Below are 6,849 nucleotides of genomic sequence, written 5' to 3' on the forward strand. Positions count from 1 at the left end.
TTTTCAGAGTTCTCCTAATCATTTTGACTGATCGGAAACAAGTCGCTACCCCATTTAGTCCCGGGAGACGTGATGCTGACTATCTAAGTCTATATGTAGCGAATAGCTTTTAAACGAATAACTTAATGTTGGAATTGGAATATCCGGGCGTCAGGTTTTTTTCAGAGAAAGCGCTGGTTCTGTCCATGCACTATACTTCTGGCTGACTTTGTCGTCAGGGTGGGCGGTAGTTGTCTACCCTGTTTGGGCGTCAGATGGATATTAATTTGACGGTGCTGTTTAGTGGCGATGCTTTTGGATAGCCAATGAGCAACAGGAATAGGATGAAGAGAAAATGGCGATCGCAATTATCTTGATTCTAATCGTTGTTGCGTCAGTGCTGTTCCACATCCTGGCGCCTTGGCATGCGACACCGGCAGCCTCCAACTGGGGGTCAATAGACACCACTCTGTTCATCACCCTGGTCATTAGCGGGATATTTTTCATCGCCATCACGGTATTCATGGCGGTAGCCGTGATTCGTTATCGTCACAAGGAGGGCGCCAGGGCGCACTACCAGCCAGAAAGTAAAAAACTGGAATTATGGTTAATTATCGTGACCTCGGTAGGTATTGCCGCAATGTTGGCGCCCGGGCTGGTTGTTTACAATGATTTCGTTCGGGTGCCGAAAAATGCTTATGAACTTGAAGTGGTCGCCCAACAGTGGCAGTGGGCCTTTCGATTTTCCGGTCAAGACGGGAAGATGGGCAGATCGGATATCAAGTTTGTTGATTTTGCCAATCCCCTCGGGCTTGATCCCAAGGATCCGGCTGGGCAGGACGATGTGCTTATAAAAAACAATGAAATTCGCCTTCCGCTCGATCAGCCGGTAAAAGTTTTACTGCGTTCTAAAGATGTGCTGCACAATTTCTATGTACCGCAAATTAGAAGCAAGATGGACATGGTGCCAGGAATGGTGTCGCACTTTTGGTTTACGCCGACTAAAACCGGGAAATATGAAATCCTTTGCGCTGAATATTGTGGCGTAGGTCATTTCAACATGCGTGGCCATATGATCGTGGAAGAGCGGGGTGCCTTCGATCAATGGCTGAGCGGCCAGCCGACTTTTGCGCAGACATTAACCACAGCTGCCAAGCCCAGTCGGGACAGCGTGCTGGAAAAAGGCCGCCTGTTGGTCGAAAACCTCGGCTGCGGTGCCTGCCATAGCCAGGATGGCAGCGCCAGTCTCGGCCCGGGATGGAAGGGGCTGTACGGCCGCACCGAACAGCTTGCCGATGGCACCAGCGTGCTGGTCGATGAGGCGTACCTGAAAGAGTCGATCCTCGATCCGAAGGCCCGATTGGTACAGGGTTACCCGCCGGTGATGGTGGCCTATACTCTCACTGACGATGAACTGGGTGCGCTCGTCGCCCTGATCAAATCACTGGGTGCTGAGCCTTCCGCCAACGAAGCATCGGACCCAGGTGGCGACCTGGCGACGCAGGGCCAGCGGCTGGCCGAATCGCTCGGCTGTCTGGCCTGCCACAGTGTCGATGGCAGCAAGGGTGTCGGCCCCAGCTGGCAGGGCCTGTATGGCGAGCCAGTAATCCTTGCCGACGGTACGACGATAAAGGCCGATGATAGCTATATCAAAGATTCGGTTGTTAATCCGAATGCCAAAATCGTCAAGGGCTATGCCGCCGTCATGCCGGCCTTTGCTCCGAGCGATGAGGAGTTGAACGCACTGATCGCTTTTATCAAATCCAAAGCGAATGCCGACGCTGATGCGAGCCAGGCGGAGCCAGGGAAGTCGCCGTAAAGCAGCCAGAAACACACCGAAACTTCGACAGGAGGATGACGTGATGGCCTATGCGGAGCATGCCGAAACAGAAGCGCTGCACGAACCCAAGAGCTTCCTGACCAAATATATCTGGAGTCAGGATCACAAGGTCATAGCCGTCCAATATTCCCTGACGGCTATCTTCGTGGGTGTTATAGCCGTGGTGCTGTCCGGCTTGATGCGCATGCAGATAGGCTTCCCCGGTAGTCTGGAGTTCATGGACGCCAGTACTTACTATCAGGCGATGACCATGCACGGCATGATCATGGTCATTTATTTGCTGACAGCCTTGTTTCTGGGTGGCTTCGGTAACTATCTGATCCCGTTGATGGTGGGTGCCCGCGACATGGTCTTCCCCTATGTCAACATGCTGAGTTACTGGTTCTACCTGCTGGCGGTACTGGTGTTGCTCTCCAGTTTCTTTGTCCCTGGCGGCACCACCGGTGCGGGCTGGACGCTCTATCCGCCACAGGCCATTACTCAGGGGACGCCGGGGACCGAGTGGGGCATCGTCTTGATGCTCGTCTCACTGGCGATTTTTATTGTCGCCACCACCATGGGCGGGTTGAACTACGTAACCACGGTGTTGCAGGCCCGCACGCACGGCATGACATTGTTTCGCATGCCGCTCTCCGTATGGGGAATCTTCATTGCCTCGATCATGGCTTTGCTGGCCTTCCCGGCGTTGTTTGTCAGTGCGGTCATGATGCTGTTTGACAAACTGTTGGGCACCAGCTTTTTTATGCCGGCGATGATCTCGTTGGGGCAGCAGATCGATCACCAAGGTGGCAGCCCGATATTATTCCAGCATCTGTTTTGGTTCTTCGGCCACCCGGAAGTCTACATCGTTGCGCTCCCCGCGTTTGGTCTGGTCTCCGACTTGATCAGCACGCATGCGCGTAAAAATATCTTCGGCTACCGAATGATGGTGTGGGCCATTATTGCGATTGGCGTACTCAGCTTTGTGGTCTGGGCACACCATATGTATGTCAGCGGAATGAACCCCTATTTTGGCTTTTTCTTCGCCATCACCACCTTGATCATCGCGGTGCCGACCGCACTGAAAGTCTACAACTGGGTGCTGACCCTGTGGCGGGGCGACATCCATCTGACCGTGCCGATGCTGTTTGCCCTGGCCTTTATCGTCACCTTTCTGGTCGGCGGTCTGACCGGGTTGTTTCTCGGCAATGTGATCGTCGATATTCCGCTCTCGGACACCTATTTCGTCGTCGCCCATTTTCATATGGTCATGGGTGTCGCACCGGTACTGGTGGTGTTCGGCGGCATTTATCATTGGTTCCCGAAAGTAACCGGGCGCATGACGAACGAGATCCTGGGCAAGTTGCATTTCTGGATTACCTTTCTGGGCACCTACGCCATCTTCTTCCCCATGCACTACCTGGGTTTCCAGGGTATGCCGCGCCGCTACTACGCTTTTGAAAACTACGAATTCATCCCGCAGTCGGCGCAAGATTTGAATGCCTTCATTACGGTGGTCGCATTGATCGTCGGCGTTTCCCAACTGCTGTTCCTGTTCAACCTGGCCTGGAGTGTATTTAAAGGCAAGCCCGCGGGCAGTAATCCCTGGGGCGCGGCCAGTCTGGAATGGCAAACGCCGAACACCCCGCCGATACACGGTAACTGGGGAGCGGAGCTGCCGGTCGTGCATCGCTGGGCCTATGACTACAGTGTGCCGGGGATAGCACAGGATTTCGTTGCGCAAACGGTCTCCGCCGAGGAGCTGGAGCATCTGCGGCAACTCAATGCCGAAACCAAAATAGCGGACGTTAAAACATGAACAGACTGCTATTGAGAAACGCCGACGGCGCTGACCCCGGCGGCAGTTGGAATCGCGATCCTGAGGGTCTTCAGGCCGCCGACGGTGCCGATAGAAGCCAAACCGCAAGGATAGGCCTGCGCTTGTTTCTGGTCGTGGTGAGCTCGTTATTCTTTCTCTTCCTGATCGCCTTTATCGCCCGCTCACAAATGGCCGACTGGCTACCCCTGACAGAGCCCTTGGCGCCGTTGGCCAATCCATGGCAGCTATGGCTGAATTCGGCTTTGCTGGTATTGAGTTGCATCGCACTGCAGTGGTCGCGTATGGCCGCCCGACAGGCTCGACTGGACGCAACGGTCATTGGCTTTGCATTGGGGGGCGTATTTGCAATGGCCTTTCTGGCGGGGCAAGTCTGGGTCTGGCAGCAGTTTGTCGCCTGGGGTTACTTTGTCGCCAGCAATCCAGCCAACAGTTTTTTCTACCTGTTGACCGGCCTGCATGGGCTCCACCTGCTGGGCGGGCTGATAGCCTGGGGCAGAACCGTCGCCAAATTCCTGCAGCGCGTACCGTTGCCGCAACTCAGCGCCAGCGTAGAGCTCTGTGCCATCTATTGGCATTACTTGTTGGGTCTTTGGTTTGTGCTGTTCGCTTTGCTGACCAGCACACCGGAAACCTATGAAGCCATTGCCAGATTCTGCGGCCTGAGGTGAAGAGCCATGGCATCGCACCCACCAGCCCCAGGCGAGTCCGGTTCAGCCAATCCACCAAGCTTGCCACCTGCACCGGGATGGCAGGGCATCGCCAGCGACTGGGCCTCGGATAGAGAGGCTTTCAAGCAGGTCCCCTGGGGCAAGGCGATGATGTGGATATTCCTGCTCAGCGATACGTTTATATTCACCTGTTTTTTAATCGGCTACATGTCGGTACGCATGACCATCACCGTCCCCTGGCCGAACCCCAGTGAAGTGTTCGCATTGACGATCGCCGGTAAATCCATCCCGCTTATTCTGATCGCCATCATGACCTTTGTGCTGATCAGCAGCAGCGGCACCATGGCCATGGCGGTTAATTACGCCTATCGCCGTGATCGCGCGAAAACCGCTGCCCTGATGCTGGCGACCGCAGCCTTGGGTGCGACCTTCGTTGGCATGCAGGCATTTGAATGGAGCAAGCTCATCGCAGAAGGGGTGCGTCCCTGGGGGAACCCGATGGGGGCGGCGCAATTTGGTGCCAGTTTTTTCATGATTACCGGTTTCCACGGACTGCATGTGTCACTCGGCGTCATCTACCTCAGCATTGTGGCGCTGAAAGTATTGCGGGGAGATTATGAGCGCACCGGAAACTATCAGATCGTCGAGATAGCCGGTCTTTACTGGCACTTCGTGGATTTGGTGTGGGTGTTTATTTTTGCTTTCTTCTATTTATGGTAGGTCTGAAGAGGAGCACTGATGATGGAACATGCTCAGGGTCAGCAGCATCCAATCAGTTTGTACCTTAAAATCTGGGGGCTGTTATTCGTCCTCAGCACGATGTCGTATCTTGTCGACTATTTTCACTTCCAGGGCTACCTCAGGTGGTCGCTGATTATCACGTTCATGTTGTTGAAGGCAGGTTTGATTGTTTCCATCTTCATGCATATGGCGTGGGAACGGTTGTCCCTGGTCTACGCCATATTGATGCCACCTTTGTGTCTGCTGGTGCTCGTCGGCTTGATGGTCTCCGAGGCGGATTATGTTTTCCTCAGCCGGGTAGTTTCCTTCGGCCAATAAGTGACTTCCGGATGGCCTTGAGTCTCCAGGGGTTAACCCGCAACAAATGGCTATATCGTTCGCTTGAACTGATGCCATCTCTGCAGCCAGGCGACTGTCCAGTGGGGGGCTGCCGTTCCCGTGCCGGCGATCTTCAGCATTGGATGATGTTCGATTACCCGGTCCAATACCGGTTCCTGATCCGGTTCAACATCCACGAAGAAGATATGTTTGCCTTCGTCTACCACCTGTTTAAAACTGCGGAAGTGAGTGTTCGGCACCTGGATCCCCAAAAAGCCGCCTTCCCAGATGCAGAAGCCCAATACAACAATGGCAAGGAATATAAAAGGCACCCAGCCTGCGGCGGATTCGGTCCAACCCATCCACCAGGCGCCGCCAAGGACCAGCGCCGCGAGTGGCACCCCGATCAGCGCACCAATCTCGCCATCGCGAACCACATCTTGTTTCATTAACGAGTTAACTTCGTGGAGGTGATGTTGTTCAACATCAGCAACGTGTTCACTGAGCACATGAATTTGTTCGGTATTGATGCCGTTGGCTTCCAATTCATTTTCAACGGTTTCAAGATCGTCGAGATTGTCACTGATGTAATAGTGTCGATTCATGCCACACCTCCCATCTCGTGTCTGCTGTAGACCTCCTCTGTCTTGCAGCGGTTAACTGAGATTTGCAGTTGGTATCTGTACCCGTGGAGAACGTTGCACACTTCATGCAATCACAGCGAAGTATAGCACCCCCTGCATGCAGGGTTGGCGGCGTCAAGGTCTAAAAGCAGCAGTAGGGCCTGGCGCATCCCGACGAACGCTTTTACACACACCGGGCCTATTCCCGCCGGTCACGGCTGGCGCGTCCGTGCACCTGGACCGAGTAATGGCTAAAGCAGCTGAGCAACCAGAACCGCGTTGGTATAGATCAAGCTGCCATCACTCGCCCGATGCCCGACCAGATGGAAATGGCCACGCTCCTCATGCAAATAGACACGCATCTGGCAGTCGGATAGAGGGCCATATCCCTCCGGCAGGATCAATTCCAGCGTATTCATATCGACATCGACCATGACTTCCGGCTCGTGGGTCTTTTCCAGGTGTTCTTCGGCCTGCTCCAGACGCAGATGGAGATCGCCATCGACGTAAAAATGGATTTCGCCCACTGGGATGGACTTTTGCGCACCGCTGGGTTTGCACCAGCCTTCGATCGTCAGGGTACTCATGGCGAATCCTCTGATGTGGACTGTTGGACGCTGTAACACCAGCGCCTACTCAATTTTAGACCTGAATGTTCAATTGACTGGTGCCGCACGGAAATCGATGCAGCAAGCCTTGGGCGTTTTCCACCGCGACGTCGCCCAAGGTTTTCACGTCTGCTCACCAGCATAGCCGACGATAGGGCTGTAAACTGGCCGCGCAAAAGCCGTTGCCTCATTAAACACCGCAGTGGGCTTGGCTGACCGACGCCGCTGACAATGTCGAGCCGGCCGCCCCCTT

7 protein-coding genes are annotated in these 6,849 nt (G+C 54.5%); 5 read left to right on the forward strand and 2 right to left on the reverse strand.

The genetic code is table 11. The features are described 5' to 3' along the window. The first annotated feature begins 334 nt into the window (after positions 1-334). The 5 genes from F8N85_RS31970 to F8N85_RS31990 are packed head-to-tail and all read left to right on the forward strand — an operon-like array spanning position 335 to position 5,365. Positions 335-1,798 (forward strand): c-type cytochrome, encoded by a 1,464-nt coding sequence (locus tag F8N85_RS31970; protein WP_150807419.1) that lies wholly within the window; start codon positions 335-337, stop codon positions 1,796-1,798. Between the two features lie 43 nt (positions 1,799-1,841). Next, positions 1,842-3,617, forward strand: coding sequence for a cytochrome c oxidase subunit I (ctaD, locus tag F8N85_RS31975; RefSeq protein ID WP_150807425.1), 1,776 nt, complete (start codon positions 1,842-1,844; stop codon positions 3,615-3,617). After that, on the forward strand, positions 3,614-4,306 hold the full coding sequence (locus F8N85_RS31980) for a cytochrome c oxidase subunit 3 (RefSeq protein ID WP_150807420.1): 693 nt from the start codon (positions 3,614-3,616) through the stop codon (positions 4,304-4,306). Before ctaD ends, F8N85_RS31980 begins: the two co-directional genes overlap by 4 nt. A 6-nt stretch (positions 4,307-4,312) precedes the next feature. Beyond that, on the forward strand, positions 4,313-5,026 hold the full coding sequence (locus tag F8N85_RS31985; protein ID WP_150807421.1) for a heme-copper oxidase subunit III family protein: 714 nt from the start codon (positions 4,313-4,315) through the stop codon (positions 5,024-5,026). 21 nt (positions 5,027-5,047) lie between these two features. Then, positions 5,048-5,365, forward strand: a complete 318-nt coding sequence (locus F8N85_RS31990; protein WP_150807426.1) for a cytochrome C oxidase subunit IV family protein — start codon at positions 5,048-5,050, stop codon at positions 5,363-5,365. A gap of 50 nt (positions 5,366-5,415) precedes the next feature. Here the strand turns inward: F8N85_RS31990 and F8N85_RS31995 are convergent, their stop codons facing one another. After that, positions 5,416-5,970, reverse strand: a complete 555-nt coding sequence (locus F8N85_RS31995; protein ID WP_150807422.1) for a magnesium transporter — start codon at positions 5,968-5,970, stop codon at positions 5,416-5,418. A 269-nt stretch (positions 5,971-6,239) separates the two neighbouring features. Further along, positions 6,240-6,575 carry a hypothetical protein gene (locus F8N85_RS32000; RefSeq protein WP_150807423.1) on the reverse strand — a complete coding sequence of 112 codons (336 nt, stop codon included), beginning with the start codon at positions 6,573-6,575 and terminating at the stop codon, positions 6,240-6,242. Between the last annotated feature and the right edge of the window lie 274 nt (positions 6,576-6,849).

The sequence above is a fragment of the Pseudomonas fluorescens genome, assembly GCF_902497875.1.
Taxonomy (GTDB): Bacteria; Pseudomonadota; Gammaproteobacteria; order Pseudomonadales; family Pseudomonadaceae; genus Aquipseudomonas; species Aquipseudomonas fluorescens_BR.